This is a genomic window from Micromonospora sp. DT228, assembly GCF_049841595.1.
Taxonomy (GTDB): domain Bacteria; phylum Actinomycetota; class Actinomycetes; order Mycobacteriales; family Micromonosporaceae; genus Micromonospora.
The window spans coordinates 443,811-465,816 of record NZ_JBNCKO010000002.1 but is presented as its reverse complement, the minus strand read 5'-3'; the positions used below and the strand labels follow the sequence as shown (position 1 = coordinate 465,816).

At 72.5% G+C, this 22,006-nt stretch carries 16 protein-coding genes; 3 read left to right on the top strand and 13 right to left on the bottom strand.

Translation table 11 applies throughout. The features are described 5' to 3' along the window. The first annotated feature begins 19 nt into the window (after nucleotides 1-19). Nucleotides 20-1,483, top strand: coding sequence for an SDR family oxidoreductase (locus tag ACLQ29_RS05465; RefSeq protein WP_425770493.1), 1,464 nt, complete (start codon nucleotides 20-22; stop codon nucleotides 1,481-1,483). A 12-nt stretch (nucleotides 1,484-1,495) separates the two neighbouring features. Here ACLQ29_RS05465 and ACLQ29_RS05460 read toward each other — a convergent pair whose 3' ends face one another. The 4 genes from ACLQ29_RS05460 to prmC form a co-directional block, all read right to left on the bottom strand. Then, a complete protein-coding gene (locus tag ACLQ29_RS05460) occupies nucleotides 1,496-3,610 on the bottom strand; it encodes a transglycosylase domain-containing protein (protein ID WP_425770491.1) in 2,115 nt (704 codons plus the stop codon). A gap of 106 nt (nucleotides 3,611-3,716) precedes the next feature. Next, nucleotides 3,717-4,328 (bottom strand): phosphotyrosine protein phosphatase, encoded by a 612-nt coding sequence (locus ACLQ29_RS05455; RefSeq protein ID WP_425770490.1) that lies wholly within the window; start codon nucleotides 4,326-4,328, stop codon nucleotides 3,717-3,719. Beyond that, a complete protein-coding gene (locus tag ACLQ29_RS05450; protein ID WP_088949923.1) occupies nucleotides 4,329-4,976 on the bottom strand; it encodes an L-threonylcarbamoyladenylate synthase in 648 nt (215 codons plus the stop codon). Next, on the bottom strand, nucleotides 4,976-5,923 hold the full coding sequence (gene prmC, locus ACLQ29_RS05445; RefSeq protein WP_425770488.1) for a peptide chain release factor N(5)-glutamine methyltransferase: 948 nt from the start codon (nucleotides 5,921-5,923) through the stop codon (nucleotides 4,976-4,978). Before prmC ends, ACLQ29_RS05450 begins: the two co-directional genes overlap by 1 nt. Before the next feature lie 74 nt (nucleotides 5,924-5,997). Between prmC and ACLQ29_RS05440 the strand changes: the two genes are divergently transcribed. Continuing rightward, entirely contained in the window at nucleotides 5,998-7,545 is a 1,548-nt protein-coding gene (locus ACLQ29_RS05440; RefSeq protein ID WP_425770487.1) for a diguanylate cyclase domain-containing protein, read from the top strand. A 25-nt stretch (nucleotides 7,546-7,570) separates the two neighbouring features. On the opposite strand, the gene prfA is transcribed toward ACLQ29_RS05440, so the two are convergent. Both prfA and rpmE read right to left on the bottom strand, forming a co-directional pair. Continuing rightward, nucleotides 7,571-8,659 (bottom strand): peptide chain release factor 1, encoded by a 1,089-nt coding sequence (prfA, locus tag ACLQ29_RS05435; RefSeq protein ID WP_425770486.1) that lies wholly within the window; start codon nucleotides 8,657-8,659, stop codon nucleotides 7,571-7,573. Nucleotides 8,660-8,792: 133 nt separating this feature from the next. Then, nucleotides 8,793-9,017 (bottom strand): 50S ribosomal protein L31, encoded by a 225-nt coding sequence (rpmE, locus tag ACLQ29_RS05430; RefSeq protein WP_007464546.1) that lies wholly within the window; start codon nucleotides 9,015-9,017, stop codon nucleotides 8,793-8,795. A gap of 275 nt (nucleotides 9,018-9,292) precedes the next feature. Between rpmE and ACLQ29_RS05425 the strand changes: the two genes are divergently transcribed. Then, complete coding sequence (locus ACLQ29_RS05425; RefSeq protein ID WP_425770485.1) at nucleotides 9,293-10,189, top strand: AAA family ATPase; 897 nt, start codon at nucleotides 9,293-9,295, stop codon at nucleotides 10,187-10,189. A gap of 94 nt (nucleotides 10,190-10,283) precedes the next feature. Here the strand turns inward: ACLQ29_RS05425 and rho are convergent, their stop codons facing one another. The 7 genes from rho to ACLQ29_RS05390 all read right to left on the bottom strand — a co-directional run bounded on the left by rho (nucleotide 10,284) and on the right by ACLQ29_RS05390 (nucleotide 22,004). After that, nucleotides 10,284-12,458: a transcription termination factor Rho gene (rho, locus tag ACLQ29_RS05420; RefSeq protein WP_425770484.1), complete on the bottom strand. Its 2,175-nt coding sequence runs from the start codon at nucleotides 12,456-12,458 to the stop codon at nucleotides 10,284-10,286. Nucleotides 12,459-12,757: 299 nt separating this feature from the next. Beyond that, a complete protein-coding gene (thrB, locus tag ACLQ29_RS05415) occupies nucleotides 12,758-13,702 on the bottom strand; it encodes a homoserine kinase (protein WP_425770483.1) in 945 nt (314 codons plus the stop codon). Nucleotides 13,703-13,819: 117 nt separating this feature from the next. Then, nucleotides 13,820-15,064, bottom strand: coding sequence for an MFS transporter (locus ACLQ29_RS05410; protein WP_393375744.1), 1,245 nt, complete (start codon nucleotides 15,062-15,064; stop codon nucleotides 13,820-13,822). Nucleotides 15,065-15,075: 11 nt separating this feature from the next. Further along, complete coding sequence (locus ACLQ29_RS05405) at nucleotides 15,076-15,894, bottom strand: polysaccharide deacetylase family protein (protein ID WP_425770482.1); 819 nt, start codon at nucleotides 15,892-15,894, stop codon at nucleotides 15,076-15,078. 158 nt (nucleotides 15,895-16,052) lie between these two features. Next, a complete protein-coding gene (locus tag ACLQ29_RS05400; protein ID WP_425770481.1) occupies nucleotides 16,053-19,361 on the bottom strand; it encodes an efflux RND transporter permease subunit in 3,309 nt (1,102 codons plus the stop codon). Nucleotides 19,362-19,503: 142 nt separating this feature from the next. After that, complete coding sequence (thrC, locus tag ACLQ29_RS05395) at nucleotides 19,504-20,553, bottom strand: threonine synthase (RefSeq protein WP_425770480.1); 1,050 nt, start codon at nucleotides 20,551-20,553, stop codon at nucleotides 19,504-19,506. Nucleotides 20,554-20,693: 140 nt separating this feature from the next. After that, nucleotides 20,694-22,004: a homoserine dehydrogenase gene (locus tag ACLQ29_RS05390; RefSeq protein WP_425770767.1), complete on the bottom strand. Its 1,311-nt coding sequence runs from the start codon at nucleotides 22,002-22,004 to the stop codon at nucleotides 20,694-20,696. Nucleotides 22,005-22,006 lie beyond the last annotated feature (2 nt).

Here is a 22,006-nt window from a genome sequence, read left to right as displayed (position 1 = left end):
GGGCCGCAGACTGGACCTCGTGAGATGCCTCGTGACCGGAGCCACCGGATACATCGGCGGGCGGCTGACGCCGCTGCTGCTCGCCGAGGGTTACACCGTGCGGTGCCTGGCCCGGAAGGCGGTCCGGCTGCGCGACGTGCCCTGGGCCTCGGCGGCCGAGATCGTCGAGGGGGACCTGAGCCGACCGGACACGTTGCCCGCCGCATTCGCCGACGTGGACGTCGCCTACTTCCTTGTGCACTCCCTCGGCCGGCCCGACTTCGAGGCGGCCGACCGGGCTGCGGCGACGAACTTCGCGGCGGCGGCCCGCGCGGCCGGCGTACGCCGGATCGTCTACCTGGGCGGGCCGGAGCCGGCGTCCGAGGCGGAGGTCCCCTCCCCGCACCTGCGGTCCCGAGCCGAGGTGGGCCGGATCCTGCTGGGCAGCGGGGTGCCCACCGCGGTGCTGCGGGCCGCGGTGATCATCGGGTCCGGCTCGGCGTCGTTCGAGATGCTGCGGTACCTGACCGAGCGGCTGCCCGCGATGATCACCCCGCGCTGGGTCCGCAACCGGATCCAACCCATCGCGGTCCGCGACGTGCTGCGCTACCTGGCCGGCTGCGTCGCGCTGCCGCCGGAGGTCAACCGGGGCTTCGACATCGGCGGACCGGACGTGCTCACCTTCCGCGAGATGATGCAGCGCTACGCCCGGGTGGCCGGGCTGCGCCGGCGGATCATCGTGCCGGTCCGCCCGCTCACCCCGTCGCTCTCCTCACACTGGGTCGGCCTCATCACCCCGGTGCCGAACGCGATCGCCCGTCCCCTGGTGGAGAGCCTGATCCACGAGGCGGTCGCGCACGAACACGACATCGCCAGGTACCTACCCGACCCGCCCGGCGGGCTGACCGGCTTCGACGGCGCGGTGGCGCTCGCGCTCGCCAAGGTCCGGGACGCCCAGGTGGAGACGCGCTGGTCGACCGCGAGCGGCCCGGACGCGCCCGCCGAGCCGCTGCCCAGCGACCCGGAGTGGTCCGGCGGCAGCGTCTACACCGACGTGCGCGAACGGGCGGTGGACGCCCCACCGGCGGCGCTCTGGCGGGTCATCGAGGGGGTCGGCGGCGAGCACGGCTGGTACTCGTTCCCGCTCGCCTGGTCGGTCCGCGGCTGGCTGGACCGTCTGGTCGGCGGGGTCGGGCTCCGTCGGGGCCGACGCGACCCGCACCGCCTCCAGGTCGGTGAGGCGCTGGACTTCTGGCGGGTCGAGGAGATCGTCCCCGGCGAGCTGCTGCGACTGCGCGCCGAGATGCGGCTGCCCGGCCGGGCCTGGCTGGAGATGCGGGTGCTGCCCACCGACGGCGGGCGCAGCCGCTACCAGCAACGCGCGGTCTTCCTGCCCCGCGGGCTGAGTGGGCACGCCTACTGGGGGTCGGTCGCCCCCTTCCACGCGGTGGTCTTCGGCGGCATGGCCCGCAACATAGCCCGCAACGCCGAACAAGCCCCCTGATCCCGGCAGGTCTCAGTTGCCGGTGCGGGCTCCGGTTAGTTGGAGGGCGGTTCGTTCGCTCGGCGGGACGAAGTCGCGCACCGGTTGGCCGCGCAGGGCGGTGGAGAGCACCGCGCCGACCGCGTCCACCATCTGGGCCTGCACGGCCTGACCGACCGCGTCCCGGGGGTCGTCCGGGTTCGCCGCCATCGAGGCGATCGCGAGCTGCGGCGTGAACGCGACGACCGTCTCCGTCTCGTACCGTTCCGAACTGCCGGTCTTGCCCGCCACCGGCCGGCCGAGCCGCGCCCGCAGCCCGGGTGCGGTGGCACCGTCGCAGCGCCCGTACATCGACTGGTCGCCGACCGGGCAGCGGGCCGCGTCGGTGGCCGCCCGAGCGACGTCGACGTCGAGCACCTGGCGGCAGTCCGGTTTGGCGGCGTCGACCGGCCGGCCGCCCGCGTCGGTGATCGACACCACCGGCAGCGGCGCGCACCAGGTCCCCTCGGCCGCCACCGTGGCGTACGCGGTGGCCAGGTCCAGCGGCGTGGTCGCGGCGACGCCCAGGGTGAACGCACCCCAGTCCTTCGCGCCGTACCGGGCCAGTCGGGCGTCGGCGTCGGCCCGCAGCACGATGCCGAGTCGCTCGGCCATCTCCACCACCCGGTCGGCGCCGACCTTCTCCGTCAACCAGGCGAAGTACGTGTTCACCGACCGGCCGAACGCGCTCCACATGGTGCGCGGGCCATCCATCGAGGACGGGCTGGCGTTCGAGGGGCACCAGTGGCCGTCACAGCTCGCCTCCCCGGTCACCGGGAAGCGGGTGAGCAACTGGGTGGGCGCCACGAAGTCGGTCGACAGCGGCAGGCCCGCCTCGAGCGCGGCCAGCATCGTGAAGAGCTTGAACGTCGAACCGCCCTGGTATCCCTCGATCGCACCGCCGCCGCCGATCAACTGGTTGACCGTGTTCGGGCGGTTCTTCTGCCCGACGGGGTTGTCCCGCACGCTGTAGGTGCGGTTCACCGACATCGCGAGCACCCGCCCGGTGCCCGGTTGCACCACAGCGGTCGGCACCGCCTCGGCCGCCGACGGCTGGTAGATCTTGCGTACCTGCTCGGTGGTGGCCCGCTGCACCCCCGGGTCCAGCGACGACACGATCGAGAACCCGCCCCGGCGCAGCGCGCGCTGCCGCTCGTCGGCGGTCGCCCCGAACGCGGACTGGCTGCTCCACCAGCGGGTGAACCAGTCGCAGAAGAAACCCCAGTCGTTGAGCGCCTCGGGCACCGCCGTGCAGTCGTTCGGGGTCGCGCTCGGCCGTAGCTGCAGTGGCTCGGCCCGCGCCGCCGCCGCCGCGTCCGCCGACACCTGCCCCGACTCCACAAGCCGCTCCAGCACGTACGACCGCCGCGCCAACGCGCTGTCGGCGTCGCCGTTGATCGGGTCGTCGCTGTCCGGCGACTGGACCAGACCGGCCAGCAGCGCCGCCTGGGCCAGGGTCAGCTTGGCCGGAGACCGGGAGAAGTAGCGCTTGCTGGCCGCCGCGATGCCGTACGCCCCGGCGCCGAAGTAGGCGATGTTGAGGTAGCGGGTGAGGATCTCCTCCTTGTCGAGTTCGCGTTCCAGCGCGAGCGCGTACCGCATCTCCTGGAGCTTTCGGGCGGTGGTGACCTCGGTGGCTGCCACCCGCTGCGCCTCGGTCAGCCGGGGGTCGCTGCTGAGCACGTTGCGGACGTACTGCATGGTCAGCGTGGAGGCGCCCTGCCGGGTCTGCCCGTCCCGCTTGTTGACGGTGAACGCGCGCACCACGCCCCGCAGGTCGACGCCGCTGTGCTTGTAGAACCGGACGTCCTCGGCGGCCACGATGGCCTGGCGCATCACCTGGGCCACCTCGCGCAGCGGCACGTCCACCCGGTCCTCCTGGTAGAAGGAGGTGATCAGGGTGGTGCCGTCGTTGGCGTAGAGGTTGGAGCGCTGCGCGGTGGGCGGCGTCCGCAGTGTGTTCGGCAGCTCCGCGTACGGCGTCGACAGGGCGCTGAAGCCGATCCCGAACACCAGGGCCACCGGCAGGGCGGCTGCGGCCAGCACCAGCCCAGCCAGCACTCCGGCGATCACCACGGTCAGCAGTTTGTCGAGATGGGCCCGGATCATCAGCTCTCCCCGCAGGAGCCGGTCACGCTAGGACCCGTTCAGAATGACCCGGAACGCCGCTTTCGCCCCGGGTTTTCCCCAAACCCGGAGGAAACTCGCACCGCGCTCAGGGCAGCAGTGCCCCGGCCAGCGGGTGAACCGCCTCCTCGATCTCGTCGGCGACCCGGCTGAAGCACTGGTCGCCACGGCCCCACGGGTCGTCCAGATCGTCCGTCGCCAGCGCCGACGCGCCCAACCGGGCGTCGTGGGCCGCCGCCACCAGGGCCACCCCCCGGGCGTACACGGCCTCCGGGGTCGGGTCACCCGGCGGCAACGCGGTCGCGTCCACCGCGGCCAGCAGCCGACCGAACTCGCCGAGCACGAACGTGCGGGCCGCCGCGTCCGGCCGCAACGCCACCACGTAATCCTGCTGGTCGGCGGTGGCGGTCAGCACCAGGTCGGCGGCGTCGATGTGGTCCGACCGCAGCTTGCGCGCCGTGAACCCCTCGACCTCCCCGCCACGGCCGGCGACCTGCCGGGCCGCCGGCGGATTCATCTCCTCGCCCGCGTGCCAACCACCCGTGCCGGCGCTGTGGCTGTGCACCAACCCGTCGGCCTGGGCCGGGTCCTGCGCGCGCCGGGTCAGCCGCTCCCGCACCGCGAGAGCGAGCAGCCGCTCCGCCATCGGAGAGCGGCAGATGTTGCCCATGCAGACGTGCAGGACCGTGAACGGGGGCACTCAGACCGCCCGGCCGTCGATGAGGTCCGGCACGACGTCGCGCAGCTTCTCCAACGGGATCGCCCCGGCCCGCAGCAGTTGCGGCACCTCGCCGGTCAGATCCACGATCGTGCTGGGCACCGGGTCCGGGCAGGGCCCGGCCTCCAGGTAGGCCCGCACCGAGTAGCTGAGCTGGTCGCGTGCCTCCTCGGCGGTCACCGCGGCGGGCTGGCCCGTCTTGTTGGCCGACGAGACCGCCATCGGGCCGGTCTCCCGCAGCACCTCCAGGGCCACCGGGTGCAGCGGCATCCGCACCGCCACCGTGCCCGTCTTGTCGCCCAGGTCCCACTGGAGGCTCGGCGAGTGCTCGACCACGATCGTCAGCGCACCCGGCCAGAACGCCTCCACCAGGTCCCGGGCGGCAGTGGGCAGCGAGAAGACCAACCCGTCCAGGGTGTGCCGCGAGCCGATCAGCACCGGCGGCGGCATCTGCCGACCCCGGCCCTTGGCATCCAGCAGTGCCTTGACCGCGTACGGGGTGAACGCGTCCGCGCCGATCCCGTAGACGGTGTCCGTGGGTAGGACGACAAGCTCGCCGTTCTTGACCGCCTCGATGGCCGCAGCGATGCCGCGGTCCCGATCGGCGGGCGACCGGCAGTCGTAGAGCATCACGAGGAGTCAGTCTGCCACGCCACCCCGATCGGGGCGTGCTGGCCGTCCGCCCGTCGGGACGCGGTGGCGTAACGGGGACGTCCGGTGAGGTCCAGATGGGCCGTGACAGCCGTGAACCCGCCGTCCTCGGCCAGCAGCGCGGGGACCGCCGCGCCGTGGGTGTCGTCGTGCTCGACGCCGAGGACACCGCCCGCGCGCAGCAGCACCGCCGCCCGGCTGACGACGGGACGGATCACCGCCAGACCGTCCGCGCCGCCGAAGACCGCCTCCGCCGGATCGTGCCCGGCCACCTCCGGCGGGACCACCACGTCGTCCGGCACGTACGGCGGGTTGCAGAGCAGCACGTCCACCGAGCCGACCAGCTCCGCCAGCAGGTCCGGCGCTGTCACGTCGGCCTCGACCACCTCGATCGGCCGGTCCCCCGCCCCGGCCCGCTCCGCGGCGTTGCGCCGCAACCAGGCCAGCGCCTCCGGGGACCGCTCCACCGCGATCACCCGCGCCCCGGGCAGCTCCTGAGCCACCGCCAGCGCGATCGCGCCCGAGCCGCTGCAGAGGTCGACCACCACCGGGTCGGTCCGGCCCCGGGCCTGCTCGACACCCCAGCCGGCCAGCAGCTCCGTCTCCGGCCGAGGCACGAAGACACCCGGGCCGACCGACAGGTCGAGGTGCCGGAACCCGGCCCGGCCGGTCAGGTGCTGCAACGGCTCCCGCGCGGCACGCCGACGCGTCAGACCGTCCAGCCGCGCCACCTGCTCGCCGCTGAGGTCGTCGGCGAGCGCCAGCCGACCACGGGGCACCCCCAGCACGTACGCGGCCAACACCTCGGCCTCCACCCGAGCCGAGCCGACCCCGGCGGCGGCGAGTGCGCGGGCCACCCGAGCCACCGCTGCGGACGGGCGGACGGGGCCTGTCCCTTCGGGGGGGTGTTGCGGCAGAGTGGTCACGCGATAATCATGATGCGTCGCGGGCGGCGCGACCAACGGGTGCGCGGACGGCGCACACGACAGGAGGTTGGCGGGTGGGCTGGCTCGACCGGGTCGATGACCAGGTTGATGCCCTCATGCGCGCCCGGGCACTGCAGGAGGCCAGTCGCTCCGCGGAGTCGTACGTCCTGCTGGAACGTGTGATCCGCACCACCACCGACCCGGCGGCGCGGGCGGACGCGATGGTGCAGCGCCTCTCCGCGCTGATCAATCTCGGTCGGACGGCGGAGTTCACCCGGGCCATCGAGGAGGCGTCGGCGGCCGTCCGCGATCTCGCCGAGCCGTACCTGCACGGGCACCTCAACGCGCTCGCCGCCCTCGCCGCACACCACCAGGGCGCACTGGACCGCTGCGTCACGCACCTCGTCCGAGCCGCCCGCGCGCTGGGCGCCGTCGAGGACCCGGACCGGGACACCGCCTGGGGCTGGCACGACCTCGCCATGGCGTACAGCTACCTCAGCTTCCACGGGTACGCCCTGGGCGCCATCGAACGGGCCCGGCAGCTCGGGCTCGTCGCCGGGATCCCCGAGGAGACGTTCGCCGCGCCGGGCATCCGGCTGCGCAACGCCGTTGCCCTGGACCACAACGGCGACAGCGACGGCTGCCTGCGGGTGCTCCGGGACGTGGCAGCCGACCTGGCCCGCTTCGTACGCTCCGGTCGGGCCGGCCGCCTGCGCCCGAGCAGCCTCGCCGCGTACGGCTATGCGGCGGCCCGCCAAGCCGCGCTCGGCGACGAGGTGGAGACGGACGGAAAAGCCGAGCCGGCCCGCCTGATGAGCCACGGTGGGGACAGCTCCCGTGCCCGCGACATGCGTCAGCTCGGGCAGGTGTGCCTCGCCGTCGCCGCCGGGCGGCCGATCGAGGCGGTCACCCGGTTGGACACCATCCACGTGTCCAACGAGACACTCGGGGCGGCCGAGCCGGCCCGACTGCGCAGCATCGCGCTGGCCCGTGCCGGTGACCACGCGGCGGCGCACCGGGCCGACCGACTGGCGTTCCGGCTCGCCGCCCAACGCAACGATCGGCTGCGCGACGTCTACATCGACGGCATCGCCGCCCGGATCGACCACGAGGAGATGCGCCGCGAAGCGGCACGGTTCGAGGGCGAGGCGTTGACCGACCCGCTCACCGGGCTGCCCAACCGACGCCGGCTGGAGCGCTACATCACCGCGGTGGTCACCCGAGGCGACCGGGTGGTGATCGGTGTCTGCGACCTGGACGGCTTCAAGGCGGTCAACACCCGCCACGGGCACCACTCCGGCGACCTGGTGCTCCAACGCGTCGCCGGGGTGATCAACCGGGTGATGCGCCGGGGTGACTTCGTGGCCCGCTACGGCGGCGACGAGTTCGTGGTGGTGCTGCCGGACACCGGCATGCACGAGGCCACCGAGGTGGCCCGCCGGATCGAGGCCGCCGTCCGACTCGAAGACTGGGAGTCGCTGGTGCCGGGGACCCCGGTCGGGGTGAGCATCGGCTTCGCGGAGGTCTCCGGCGGCGGTGGGTTGCGAGACGCGCTCAGCGTGGCCTTCGAGCAGGCCGACCGGGAAATGCTCCGCGCCAAGTCCCGCCCCCGCGCAAGCTAACCCACCCCTGATCGGCAGGGGCCGGTTAGCGGCGGGTTAGTTCGGTGTCGCCGGCCAGCCGGGCGGCGCGGTCGGCCTCGGCGAGCGCGTCCAGCACCCCGTCCAGGTCGCCGGCGAGCGCCAGGTCCAGGTTGTACGCCGTGTAGCCGATCCGGTGGTCGCTGATCCGGTTCTGCGGGAAGTTGTAGGTGCGGATCCGCTCCGAGCGGTCCACCGTACGCACCTGCGCCTTGCGGGCGTCCGAGGCGGCGGCGTCGGCCTGCTCCTGCGCGGCGGCGAGCAGCCGGGCCCGCAGGATCCGCAGGGCCTGCTCCCGGTTCTGCAACTGGGACTTCTCGTTCTGGCAGGAGACGACGATGCCGGTCGGCAGGTGGGTGATCCGCACCGCCGAGTCGGTGGTGTTCACCGACTGGCCACCCGGGCCGGACGAACGGAACACGTCGATGCGCAGATCGTTCTGGTCGATGGTGACGTCGACGTCCTCGGCCTCGGGCAGCACCAGCACCCCGGCGGCGCTGGTGTGGATGCGGCCCTGCGACTCGGTGACGGGAACCCGCTGCACCCGGTGCACGCCGCCCTCCCACTTGAGTCGCGACCAGACGCCGTTGCCGCCCTCCGGCACACCCTTGGTCTTGATCGACAGGGAGACGTCCTTGACCCCGCCGAGGTCGGAATCCTGCGCGTCGATCACCTCGGTGATCCAGCCGTGCCGCTCGGCGTAGCGGGTGTACATCCGCAGCAGGTCAGCGGCGAAGAGCGCCGACTCCTCGCCCCCCTCACCGGCCTTGATCTCGACGATCACGTCCTTGGCGTCGTGCGGGTCGCGCGGGATGAGCAGCTCGGCGAGGCGCTCCTCGAGCGCCGGCACGGACCCGGCGATGGACTCCGCCTCGCCCGCGAACGACGGGTCCTCGGCAGCCAACTCACGAGCCGCGGCCAGGTCGGCGCGGGCCTGCTCCAGCTCACCGGCGGCCTTGTGCAGCGGCACCAGCTCCGCGTAGCGGCGACCCACCCTGCGCGCGGTGGCCTGGTCGGCGTGGATGGCCGGATCGGCCAACCGCTTCTCCAGCTCCGCGTACTCGTCGAGGAGGCCGGCCAGACGCTCGCTGCTCATGCTGCGGATGCTCCTTCGACGGTGCGACGCCGGCCGGGCCGGGCCGAAGGCCGGCCGCCGGGTGCGTAACAGGGCACAACGCGTACGGCGCCCGCGCCCGGTGGAAAACCGGACGCGGGCGCCGAACGAGGAGTTACTTGGCCTTCTTGGCCTGAACCTTGGCGTACTTCTGCTGGAACTTCGCGACCCGGCCGGCGGTGTCGAGAACGCGCTGCTTACCGGTGTAGAACGGGTGGCAGGCGCTGCAGGTCTCGACGTGGATCGCCCCGCCCTTGGCGGTGCTGCGGGTCGTGAACGTGTTGCCACAGGAGCAGCTGACCTCGGTGGTCACGTACTCCGGGTGGATGTTTGCCTTCATCTCGCCTCGGTCCTCTCGTTGGTGGTCGCCGGGTCGCCGTCATCACTCGTCGCGCCGTACACGACGGGCTCGGGCGTGAACCGGAACCGGTGGCCGATTGACAAGTGTGCCATGGGCCGGAGCCGACCCGGTAATCGGGCCGCACACCTCGTCCGGCATCGTCAACACGTGCTCCCCCATCCGCATTCCCGCTGCCCGACTGGGCATTCGCCCACCCGCCGGGCCGCCGCCGCGTACCCCGCCGGGGGTACGTCCGCGACGCCGCGGGAGTGCCGATGACCCGCCTGATCGCCACCCGGGGACTGCCCGCCTCGGGCAAGACGACATTCGCCCGTACGCTCCAGCCGTCCGTGGTCCGGGTCAACCGGGACGACCTGCGCCGGATGCTGCACGGCGAGCGGCTCTTCACCCAGTGGGCCGAGGCCCAGGTGACAGTCGTCCAGCGGGCCCAGGTCGAGGCGTTGCTGCGGGCCCGGGCGGACGTCTGCGTGGACGACACGAACCTGCGCTCGCGGACCCTGCGCGACTGGGCTGAGCTGGCTGCCCGGTACGGCGCCGAGTTCGAGGTGCACGACTTCACCGACGTGCCGCTCGACGAGTGTCTGCGCCGCGACGCCGCGCGCCCGCCCGCCGACCAGGTCGGCGCGGAGGCGATCCGTCGGCTGCACGAGCGGTACCTCGAGGGGCGGACACTGCCGTCGCCGGTGCCGCAGGCCCGCACCGGACGCCCCGCCGCCGTGCGCGCACCGTCGGCCGCGCCACCCGAGATCGTCCTGGTGGACATCGACGGCACCGTCGCGTTGGCCGTGTCCCGCAGCCCGTACGACATGACCCGGGTGGGTGAGGACCAGCCGAACACGGCGGTGATCGCGGCGGTCCGGGCGATGCACGCCGCCGGGTACGGGGTGGTCTTCTGCTCCGGGCGGGACGCCTCCGCCCGCGCGGACACCGAGGCATGGCTGGCCCGGCACGTCCGGGTCCCGTACCTCGGTCTGCACCTGCGTGCCGTCGGCGACTCCCGGAAGGACTCGATCGTGAAGCGGGAGATCTACGACCGGGAGATCCGGGACCGTTACCGGGTGGCCGGCGTCTTCGACGACCGTGTCCAGGTGGTCCAGATGTGGCGAGCGCTCGGCCTCACCGTCTTCCAGGTGGCCGACGGCGACTTCTGAGCCGGGCCACGGCGGGGCGGGCGACCGGCGGGACACGACGAAGGGGCACGGCCATCGCGGCCGTGCCCCTTCGTCATCGGTCATCCGGGACCTGTTACTCCCCCGGCGTCGACTTCGCGATCTGCATCAGGAACTCGATGTTGGTACGGGACTGCTTGAGCCGGTCCAGCAGGAGATCCATCGCCGCCTGCGAGTCCAGCGAGTGCAGCACCTTCCGGAGCTTGTGGATGATGGCCAGCTCCTCGGGTGCGAGCAGGACCTCTTCCTTACGCGTACCGGACGGGTTGATGTCGATGGCCGGGAAGGTCCGCTTGTCGGCGATCTTCCGGTCCAGCTTCAGCTCCGCGTTGCCGGTGCCCTTGAACTCCTCGAAGATGACCGTGTCCGCCATGGACCCGGTCTCCACCAGCGCGGTGGCGATGATGGTCAACGACCCGCCGTTCTCGATGTTGCGGGCCGCGCCGAGGAAGCGCTTCGGCGGGTAGAGCGCCGTGGAGTCGATACCACCCGACATGATCCGGCCGCTGGCCGGAGCCGCCAGGTTGTACGACCGACCGAGCCGGGTCACCGAGTCGAGCAGCACGACCACGTCGTGTCCAAGCTCGACCAGACGCTTGGCCCGCTCGATGGCCAGCTCGGCCACGGTGGTGTGGTCCTGCGGCGGACGGTCGAACGTGGCCGCGATGACCTCGCCCTTGATCGACCGCTGCATGTCGGTGACCTCTTCAGGCCGCTCGTCCACAAGCACCACCATCAGGTGACACTCCGGGTTGTTGCGGGTGATCGCGTTCGCGATCGCCTGCAGCACCATCGTCTTACCCGCCTTCGGCGGCGACTGGATGAGTGCCCGCTGGCCCTTGCCGATCGGCATGACCAGGTCGATGACCCGGGTGGTCAGGATGTGCGGCTCGGTCTCCAGGCGCAGTCGCTCCTGCGGGTAGAGCGGGGTGAGCTTGTAGAACTCCGGACGACGCCGGGCCTCCTCCGGCTCCATCCCGTTGATCGTGTCCAGCCGCATCAGCGGGTTGTACTTGTCGCGCCGCTGGTCACCGCTGTTGCCGCCCTCGCGGGCCGCCCGCACCGCACCGGTGATCGCGTCACCGCGGCGCAGGCCGTACTTCTTGATCTGGGACATCGAGACGTACACGTCGTTCGGGCCGGCCAGGTAACCGGTGGTCCGTACGAAGGCGTAGTTGTCGAGCACGTCGATGATGCCGGCCACCGGGACGAGCACGTCGTCCTCGCTGACCTGCGGCTCACGCCCACCGGTGTCGGTGCCGGTCTCGGTGCGCTCGCCGCGCCCGCGGCGACGGTCCCGGAAGCGGCTGCGCCGGCCACGCCGGCCGCCGCCCTCGCCGTCATCGTCGTCGTTGTCCCGCTCGGCGCGCTGACCACGATCGTTGCGATCGCCCCGGTCGTTGCGGTCGTTGCGGTCGTTGCGCTCGCCCCGGTCGGAGCGCTCCGTGCGCTCGTTGCGCTCGCCGCGCTCGGCACGCTCGCCCCGGTCGTTGCGCTCGGCCCGGTCGGCCCGCTCGCCCCGGTCGGTGCGCTCCGTGCGCTCGCCCCGGTCCGCACGCTCGGTGCGCTCCGGACGGTCGGTCCGCTCGGCACGTTCCGGACGCTCGGTCCGCTCGACCCGCTCGGTGCGCTCCGGACGCTCGGCCCGCTCGGCACGTTCCGGACGCTCGGTGCGCTCGGCACGTTCCGGGCGCTCGGTGCGCTCGGCACGTTCCGGACGCTCGGCCCGCTCGCGGCGGTTCTCGCCACGGTCGGCCCGCTCGCCGGCTTCCGCCTCGTCGGTACGCGTCTCGGTCGGACGTGCCGTCTCGGTCGAACGCGCCTCAGACGGACGCGTCTCCGCCGCTGCGGCCCGGCTCCGCCGGGTGCGACCACGGCCCTCGGTCTCGGTGGCTGGCTCGGCCGACGCCGGCTCGGCGCTACGCCCTTCGGCGGGCGGCCGCTCGGCGGTCTCCCGCACCTCGGCGCGCACCCCCTCACGGGTCGGGGCGGCCGCGGCAGCGACCTCGGCCCGCGGTCGAGGGGTCCCGGCGGCGTTGCCGCCCTGCCGCTCGGAGATCGCGGCGATCAGCTCGCCCTTGCGCATGCGAGCCGTGCCGGAGATGCCGAGCGACGCAGCCAGGCTCTGCAGCTCTGGCAGCAGCATCGCCGACAGACCGGTGCCGCTACGCCGACGACGGGCGGGAGCGGCGGCGGTGGCATCGCCAGCGACGTTGGAAACATCCGACGTCACGTCGGTGGTGTCGCTCAATGGAATCCTTCCCTCGATAAAGGCCGGGACTGCCCGGAGTCGAAACTCAGGTGGCCGGGCGGCCTCGGTGCACCCGCCTCGCAAGGACGCGTCGCGGGAGTCTGTGACACAGCAGCCGGTCGGTATCCCGACTCACCAACGTCGGTGAGCAGGTCTCGCCGTCTGCGGCGACCTGTGGAATCTGCGGTGCGGCGTGGGCCTTTGGCAGGGGTGTGACGGGCTGACCGCCGAGAGCTTCGGGGGTGCGCCGCCTCGCAGGAGATCGCGTGCTTCGCGGCTGTGCTAGGTCTAGAGCGTAATCAACTCTTCCGACCTGCGGCAACAGGGTCCCGCTCGGCGTGTTCAAGTCTACCCCGAGCAACCCGCGCGCCGCTGACGTCTATCGGTAACTGCCAGATCTCCCAGTCTGTTCCCGTTCCGAAGCCCGCCGGAGGCTCGCCGAACGCCAGCACGGTGGGGCCGGCCCCACTGACCACGGCCGCCACACCAGCCGCTCGCAACTCTCTGACCAGGGCCGATGTGCCCGGCATCCCGGATGCCCGGTAGTCCTGGTGGAGGCGGTCGACGGTCGCCGGCAGCAGCAGACCCGGGTCGGCGGTGAGCGCGTGCACCAGCAGGGCCGCCCGTCCTGCGGTCAACGCAGCGTCGCCGTGCGGCACGGTGGCCGGCAACGCGGCCCGTGCGGCAGCCGTCAATCCGCGCTCCGCCGGGACGAAAACCGTGGGCCGCACCCCGTCCGCGACCGGCAGGGACACCGCCCGCGCACCCGTCGACTCGGTCCAGGCCACCGTGAAGCCGCCGAGCAGACACGGTGCGACGTTGTCGGGATGGCCCTCGATCTCGGCGGCCAGCCGGAGCGCCGCCGCGGCGTCCAGCAGGTGGTCCCCGTCGGTGACCAGGGCGCGGGCCAGCAGCACCCCGGCGACGATCGCGGCGGACGAGGAGCCCAGCCCGCGCGCCTGCGGGATCCGGTTGACGCACTCCACGCCCAGGCCCTCGGGGTGGGCGCCGAGCACGTCGAACGCGGCCCGCATGGCCCGCACCACCAGGTGCCGGTCGTCGTCCGGCAGCTCACCGGCCCCCTGGCCGGTCACCGTCACCCGGACGCCGCCCGGCGCGACCTCGGCGGACACGTCGTCGTAGAGCCCGAGGGCGAGACCCAGCGCGTCGAAGCCCGGGCCCAGGTTGGCGCTTGTCGCGGGGACCCGGACACGGACCGGCCCGGCGGTGAAGTTCGTCGCCACGCGCTCATGCTAGGGCGTGTGTCAAAGTCCTCGGCCAGGGGCTTTGACACACGCCCCGGGGCTCGGCACCGACGGATCCGGCCCGCTGTCCGGAGCCGCTGCCCGGTATCGACAGACTCAGCCGGCCGGGTTCGGCACCGGCTCCGGGACCGGGTCGCTGAGCGTGAGCCGGCGGGTGGCGATCCGCCAGCCGACCGCGTACACGAGGGTGATCAGCCCGCAGCCGGCGAGCACGACCCGTTCGTCCACCACGTCCACGACCAGGGCGACCGCCAGCTGACTCACCGAGATCGCCAGCGTCGCGAGCATCATGTCGGTGGCGAAGACACGCCCCCGCAACCGGTCCGGCACCTCGCCCTGCAGGGCGAAGTTCGACATCACCCAGTTGCTGCCGCCGGCGAAGTGCGCCACGAAGACCAGCAGCAGCACCAGCGGGAACCAGCGCACCACCGACGCGCCCAGATAGGACAGCCCGTAGAGCGACATCGACAGCGCGAGCCCGGGCAGCAGCCACGCCCGATTCGTGAGCACCCGACGCATCAGGATCGGCCCCACCAACGCGCCGGCCCCGCGCACCGCGAAGAGCAGGCCGGCGCCGAGCGGGCCGACGCCGTACACGCTGGCCAGCAACGGGAACACGGTCAGCACGCCGTTGCCCAGGCCCACCGCCGACTTCACCGTGACGAGCGCGAGCACCCGGGGGCGGTGCCCGATGTAGCCGAGCGCCTCGCGGACGGCGGCCCAGGTCCGCTGGGCCGGCCGGTCGGTGTCCCGTGGCGCCTGCAACGGGCGGCGGATGCGGGTGGCGAGGCCCGCGGCAAGCGCCAGGGCCACCGCCGCCACCCAGAAGCAGGCGTACGGGCCGGCAGCGGTGCTGAGCACGCCACCGAGCGAGGCGCCGACAACTGTCATGGTGCCCCAGGCCGAGCCGGCGACCGCGTTGCCGGCGGCCAGCTCGTGTGGCTCCAGCACGTTCGGCAGCGCGGCCTGCGCGGCCGGCGAGTAGAACGCCTTGGCCACCGCGACCACCCCGATCGCGACAAGCGCCAGCCACGCCGTTCCGGCGCCCCGGACGCCGAGCAGCAGCAACACGCCGGCCAGCGCGGCCACGTTGGCCGCGATCATGATCTTCCGGCGGTCGAAGCGGTCGGCGATCGTGCCGGTGTACGGCAGCAGCAGCGCCACGATGCCGGTGTCCACCGCCAGGACCAGCGCGCCCCAGACCCCGCTGCCGGTCAGGTGCGGCAACAGCACAAGTAGCGGCACCATGACGAACCAGTCGGCGCCAAAGACCACCAGTTCGGCCAGGAAGAGGTTGCGGAAGCTCCGATTGCCGGTCAGGACCGAGAGGGTGGACGCCACGGAGCGGCACCTTACCTGGTCGGGGCCGGGGCCACGCTCGCTCTCAGCAGCGCCGAAACCGTGACGAAGGTGTAACCTCGCGACCGTAGCCCGTTGATCATGTCGGTCAGGCCGCGCAGCGCGACGAGCCGCCGATGCGCCCCCACGTCGTGGCCGAGAACGATCGTTCCCGGTCGGACCTCGGTCACGATCCGCCGGGCGTGGCCGGCCGGATCATCGGGAAAGTCGCGCTCGACCATCTGCAGCGACCAGAGCACCAGCCGGTAGTCCAGCCGGGCCGCCGCGTGCAGCACCGCCCCACCCAGGTGACCGTACGGCGGGCGAAGCAGCGTGGGCTGCATGCCGGTCAGTTCGGCGATCGCGTCGTGGCTGCGGCGCAGGTCGTCGTACGCCTCGGTGGCGTCCAGCTCGGCCAGGTCCCGGTGGTCCCAGCTGTGGTTGCCCACCTCGTGCTCCACGAGCCGGCCGCGGACGACGTCGGCGTGCCGGCGTACCTGCGCGCCGACCATGAAGAAGGTGGCCGGAACCCGGTGCCGGGCCAGGGTGTCGAGCACCATCGGAGTCCACTGTGGCGCGGGGCCGTCGTCGAAGGTGAGGGCCACCAGACGTTGGCTGGTCCTTCCCGACCAGAAGACCTCCAGCGCGCCGACTCCGACCTCCTGCTGGCCGTTTCCGACGGTGGCGCTGGCGGCGCCGCCGGCGATCGGCAGCCGGTGGTGGGTGCGCCGCCACCCCTCGGACGCCCCGGCGCCGACGGCCACCCCGCCGACGACCAGCAGGCCACGGCGCAACAGATCACGCCGCCCCCACCCTCGCGTGCCCTCGGCCATGTGCCCACCCTTGCGTCACCCACGCCCCATCCATCTACGAGGAGTATGCAAGAAGTTACACAAAGTGTGAGTCTGGTCGGATCGGAGTGTTTCGGCAGGTAGACGCGGGAACGCCCCCGGCAGGACCTTGCCGGGGGCGTTCCGAGGTGCGGTCCGACCTACTCGGTCGGCTCGGACGGGGGCAGCGGCGAGGTACGGCTCCGAGGCAGACGCAGCACCTCGAACTGGTCCGTACCCTCCACCAGCGCGGCCGACGGCGCGGACCGCCCGGCCGGCTGCGCGCCCTCGGCCGGAGCCGGGGCGGGCGCGTCGCTGGGCACCGCCACCTGGTTCGGAGCGGACACCTCGTCGGTCTCCGGCACGGTCGCCGCCGGCTCGCCGGAGCGCCGCCGAGCCCGCCAGCTCCGCAGCCACTCGCGCCAGCCCCGCCAGTTGCGCAGCGACTCCTTGGTGTGCTCCACCATCGTGTAGAGCGTCGGCACCAGGATCAGGGTGAGCAGCGTGGAGCTGAGCAGACCGCCGATCACCACCACCGCCAGCGGCTGCGAGATGAAGCCGCCCTCACCGGTCAGCCCGAACGCCATCGGCAGCAGCGCGAAGATGGTCGCCACCGCGGTCATCAGGATCGGACGCAGCCGGCGTCGGCCGCCCTCGACCACCGCCTCCCGAACGCCCATGCCCTGCGCCCGGTACTGGTTGATCAGGTCGAGCAGCACGATCGCGTTCGTCACCACGATGCCGACGAGCATCAGCACACCGATCAGCGCCGGCACGCCGAGCGGCGTCCCGGTGATCAGCAGCAGGCCGATCGCGCCCGTCGACGCGAACGGGATGGAGATCAGCAGGATCAGCGCCTGGGTGAGGCTGCGGAACGTGGCCACCATGATCAGGAAGACGATCGCGATCGCCACCAGCACCGCCAGGCCCAGATCACCGAAGGCGTCCGCCTGATCCGCGCTGACGCCACCGATCGTGAAGCTCGCACCCGGCACGTTGATGCCGTCCAGCCGCTTCTGCAACTCGGTGCTTGTCGCGCCCAGGTTCGAGCCGGTCGCCGCGCCGGTCACCGACACGCTGCGCTCACCGTCGATCCGACTGACCTGCTGCGGCCCCTCGCCCTGCGTGACGTCCGCGATGTCGTCAAGCTTGACCGACCCCACCGGCAGCGCCCGCAGCTCCTCCGCCGTCGTCGGAGGCTGCGTGCCCAGCCGCAGCACCACGTTCTGCTGCTGACCGTCGAGGGCGACCTGACCCAGCGGCGCCCCCCGGAACGCCTGCGACACCAACTGCCCCACGGCGGCCTCGGTGAGCCCGGCCCGACCGGCGGCGACCCGGTCGACTGTCACGTCGACCCGCGGCACCCGCTCGGCCAGGCTGGTGGAGACGTCCTCGACGTCCGGGACGCCGGCCATCGCCGCCCGCGCCTCCTCGGCGGCCCGGGTCAGCACCTCCTGGTCGCTGGCCTGGACGATCACCTCCAGCTGACTGGTCGACGCCTCCTGCCCGCCACCGAAGCTGATCTCACCCACGCCGCTGCCGAGCTTGTCGAACTCCTTGCGCAACACCTCGCGCATCTGCTTCGCGTCGGTGTCACCGTCGAGCGCCAACGACCAACTGGCGACGTTGTTGCCGCCGCCACCCGCCCACGGGTTGTCCCCCGCGCCGGCGGTCACCTGGTACGTCTCGACGCCCTTGGTGGCCGACAGCACCGACTCGACCTGCTTGGCCGCCGCGTCGGTGGCCGCCAGGCCACTCCCGGCCGGCAGCTCCTGGCTCATGTTGAGGGTGTCCTGGCCGGAGTCGTCCAGGAAGTTGGTCTCCAACTTCTGGGCCAGACCGAAGGTGCCGAAGAGCACCAGCAGGCCGAGGCCCACGGTGATCCACCGGGTCGACCGCTTGCGGGTGGCGAACCCCACCACCGGCAGGTACGCCCGCTGCAACGGGCTGCGCAGCTCCTTCTCCTCCGCGGCGCGCCGCACCGCCTCGTCGTCCGCGGTGCCGCCACGCGGCTTCAGGAACCAGTACGCGAGCACCGGGATCACGGTCAGCGACACCAGCAGCGAGGCGAGCAGCGCCACCGTCACGGTGATCGCGAACGGTGCGAAGAGCTGGCCCACGAACCCGCCGACCAACGCGATCGGCGCGAACACCGCCACCGTGGTGAGGGTGGACGCGGTCACCGCGCCGGCCACCTCGCGGACGCCGGTGACGATGGCGTGCCGCTTCTCCTCGCCGTACTCCAGATGTCGTTTGATGTTTTCCAACACCACGATCGAGTCGTCCACCACCCGGCCGACCGCGATTGTCAACGCGCCGAGGGTGAGCAGGTTGAGCGAGTAGTCACCGATCCACAGGGCGATCAACGCCACCAGCACGGAGAGCGGGATGGAGACCGCGGTGACCACCGTCGAGCGCACCGACAGCAGGAACACGAGGATGACGATGACCGCCATCACCAGGCCGAGCAGGCCTTCGGTGGTCAACGACTCGATCGACTTCTCGACGAACGGCGCCTGGTCGAAGACGACTGTCAGCTCCGCGCCGGAGGCGTCCTTGAGGTCGGCGAGCCGGTCGCGGATCTCGTGCGAGATCTGCACGGCGTTGCCGTCCGGCGCGGCGGTGACCGCGATGCCGAGGCTGTCCTTGCCGTTGGTCCGGGTGATCGCGGTAGCCGGCGCGAGCTGCTGCTCGACCGTCGCCACGTCACCGAGGCGGACCGGCGTCGCGCCCGGGCTGAGCACGATGCCGCGGAGGTCCTCCAGGCTGGCGATCGGCGTACCGACCTGCACCGGGAGGGCCAGCCCGCCGTCGGTCACGGTGCCGGCCGGAATGGCCACGCCGTTCGTCTTCAGCGCCGCGCCGATCGCCGTCGGCTGGACCTGGGCCGCGGCCAACTTCGCCGGGTCCGGGGTGACCACCACGACGTCGTCGCGGGTGCCGGTCACCTCGACCGTACGGACGCCCTCGATGCCCTCCAACTCCGGCACCACTGTCGCCCGGAGCTTCTCGGCGAGCGCCCGCTCGTCCGCAGCGCCGGCCGCGGCCAGCACGACCGCCGGCAGGTCGTCGGTGCTGCCCGCGATGACCTGGGGGTCGACGCTCTCCGGCAACTGGGCGTCGATCCGGCTCAGCGCGGTCTGCATCTTGTTGACCACGTCGTCCAGGTCGGAGCCGAACTCGTACGTCACCTGGACGGTGGCCGAGCCCTCACGGGACGTGGAGGTGACCTTGTCCAGCCCCGGGATGCCCTGGAGGGCGTTCTCGATCGGCTCGGTGACCTGCGACTCGACGATCTCGGGGCCGGCACCGGGGTAGGGGGCCACGATGAACGCGGCCGGAAACTCGAGCGACGGCAGCAGTTGCTGCTTCAGCGACGGCACGGCGAACACTCCGAACACCGTGGTCACCACCGCGATGAGGGCGATCAGCCCTCGGTTGGCGAGGCTGAATCTGGCGAGCAGCGACATCGGCCTGGTTCACTCCTGAACGAGTTTGCGGGCGGGGAATACGTGAAAGTGTGCCGGATTCGATCACCGCAACCCCCGCCGCCCCCGGCGCAGTCCCACCGCCCGACCGCCGTCGCGTCCGCGTGGACGCCAGCGGCCCCCCTCAGGCGAGGTCGAGGGCGCGAGCGGCGGCCATCGGGTCGTTCGCGATGGTCAGCGGCGCCGGCGCGGTGGAGATCGCCCACTCCGGGTCCTTCAGGCCGTGGCCGGTCACCGTGCAGACCACAGTCGACCCGGGCGGCACCGCGCCCGCCGCGGCCTGCTGGAGCAGGCCGGCCACGCTGGCCGCGCTGCCCAACTCGACGAAGACCCCCACCTCGCGGGCGAGCAGCCGGTACGCGGAGAGGATCTCCCGGTCGGTCACCGCGGCGATCAGGCCACCGGAGGCGTCCCGGGCGTCCATCGCCTTGGTCCAGCTCGCCGGGTTGCCGATCCGGATCGCCGTGGCGATCGTCGACGGCTCCGGCACCACCCGGCCGGTCACGATCGGGGCGGCGCCGGAGGCCTGGAAGCCGTACATCTTCGGCGTGCGGGTGGTGGCGCCGGCGGCCCGCTCCTCCGCGTAGCCCATCCAGTACGCGGAGATGTTGCCAGCGTTGCCGACCGGCAGGCAGTGGATGTCGGGCGCGTCACCGAGCGCCTCGACGATCTCGAAGGCGGCGGTCTTCTGGCCGTGCAACCTGTCGATGTTCACCGAGTTGACCAACGCGACCGGGTGGTCCTGGGCCAGCTTCGCGGCGAGCGACAGGCAGTCGTCGAAGTTGCCACTGACCTGGAGCAGCTTCGCGCCGTGCACAAGCGCCTGGGCCAGCTTGCCCAACGCGATCTTGCCCTGCGGCACCAGCACCGCGCAGGTGAGCCCGGCCCGCGCCGCGTACGCCGCCGCGGAGGCGCTTGTGTTGCCGGTGGAGGCGCAGATGATGGCCTTGTTGCCGGCCTCGACCGCCTTCGACACCGCGAGGGTCATCCCCCGGTCCTTGAACGAGCCGGTCGGGTTGGCACCCTCCACCTTGAGGTGCACGTCGCACCCGAGCCGGGCGGACAGCACCGGCGCCGGCAACAGCGGGGTGTTCCCCTCGTGCAGCGTGACGACCGGCGTGGCCGCGGTGACCGGCAGCCGATCCCGGTACGCCTCGATCAGACCCCGCCACATGTCGTTCTCCTCGCTTCTACCGTCGCGCTGACCCGAGCATCAGGGTCACCTTGGACCAGCCTGCCGGAGCTGTCGATGGCACACCCCGGCTTACCCACCTGACGGGACGCGCGAGCCGACCCGTCGATGGTGTCAACGAGTCAGGCGCCGCCCTCGACCCGCAGCACACTCGTCACGGACCGGACAATGTCCAGCCCGCGCAGCTCGCCGACGGTGGCGGCAAGCGCGGCGTCCGGTGCCACATGGGTGACGATGACCAGCTCGGCGTCGCCGTCGCGGCCGGGCGACCCACCCGCCGAGCCCTGCCGCACCGTTGCGATCGACACGTCGTGCCTGGCGAACACACCGGCCACGGCGGCCAGCACACCCGGGCGGTCGGCCACGTCGAGGCTGACGTGGTAGCGGGTCAGCGCCTCGCCCATCGGCCGGACCGCCAGGTCGGCGTACGCGCTCTCGCTGGCCGCGCGCACCCCGGCGAGCCGGTTGCGGGACACCGCGACCACGTCACCGAGCACGGCGCTGGCGGTCGGCGCGCCCCCGGCGCCCCGACCGTAGAACATCAGCTGCCCGGCCGCGTCCGCCTCCACGAAGACGGCGTTGAACGCGTCGCCGACGCTGGCCAGCGGGTGGCTGCGCGGGATCATCGCCGGGTGCACCCGGACACTTACCGTCTCCCGGCCGCTTGCGTCGACGCCCCGGGCCGCGATGCAGAGCAGCTTGATCGTGCAGCCCATCGCCTGGGCGCTGGCCATGTCCGCGGCGGTCACCTCGGTGATGCCCTCCCGGTGCACGTCGGCCGCGCCGACCCGGGTGTGGAACGCCAGCGAGGCGAGGATCGCCGCCTTCGCCGCCGCGTCGAAGCCCTCGACGTCGGCGGTCGGGTCGGCCTCCGCGTACCCCAGGGCGGTGGCCTCCTCCAGTGCCTCGGCGAACCCGGCGCCGGTCGCGTCCATCGCGGAGAGGATGAAGTTTGTGGTGCCGTTGACGATGCCGGTGACCCGGTTGATCCGGTCGCCGTGCAGCGACTCGCGCAGCGGGCGCAGCAGCGGGATCGCCCCGGCCACGGACGCCTCGTAGTAGAGGTCGCCACCGCCCTCGGCCGCCGCCTCGTGCAGGGCCACCCCGTCCTCGGCGAGCAGCGCCTTGTTGGCGGTGACCACGCTCTTGCCGGCCCGCAGCGCCTCGACCAACCAGCCCCGGGCCGGTTCGATGCCGCCGACGACCTCAATCACGACGTCCACGTCGTCGCGCTTGATCAGGCCGAGCGCGTCGGTGGTGAACAGTGCCTCGTCGACAGGCAGGTCACCCCGGTCGCGGCCGAGCCGACGGACGGCGATGCCGGCGATCTCCAGCGGAGCGCCGATCCGCGCGGCCAGGTCGGCCGACTGCGCGTGCAGCAGCCGGACCACCTCCTGGCCGACCGTGCCGCAGCCGAGCAGAGCCAAGCGCACAG